At 79.8% G+C, this 435-nt stretch carries 1 pseudogene; it reads right to left on the bottom strand.

Annotation, left to right across the window (positions count from 1 at the left end):
- A pseudogene (locus GTW08_RS02230) lies at nt 1-375 on the bottom strand (hypothetical protein); the annotation flags it as partial.
- Nucleotides 376-435 lie beyond the last annotated feature (60 nt).

Below are 435 nucleotides of genomic sequence, written 5' to 3'. Positions count from 1 at the left end.
CCGCGGCGCGGGGTCCTTCCGCGGCGCGGGGGCGGACCGGGCAGGGGCCTCGTCGGACGGACCGGAGGAGCCGGAGGACCCGGCGTCCGAGCCGCCGGAACCCGAGCCGGACTTCTTCCCGGTCAGCCCGCCCGCGACGTCGTCGACGCCCCGGCCCAGCGATTCGGCGGTGTCCCCGACGCCCTGCGCGGCCTCGCCGACGCCGTTTCCGACCTTCTTGACCGGCCCCTCGGACGACGCCGGTACGACCTCGGGCCGATCGGCCTTCTTCGCGGCGCCCGAACCCGCACCCGGACCCGCACCGGAGCCCGCGCCGTCCCCGGGGCCCGGCTCGCCACCGGTCAGGCCGGCGACGCCGTCGGCGGCACCGGACACGGCACCACCCAGCTTCTCCCCCGGGCCTGCGTCACGGCCGGGCGTGCTGCCCGGGCCGCG

Origin of the sequence: Pseudonocardia sp. SID8383 (assembly GCF_009864975.1) — a bacterium.
Taxonomy (GTDB): Bacteria; Actinomycetota; Actinomycetes; order Mycobacteriales; family Pseudonocardiaceae; genus Pseudonocardia; species Pseudonocardia alni.
Note: the sequence above shows the minus strand (reverse complement) of the source record. Positions and strands in the feature narration are given on the sequence as shown.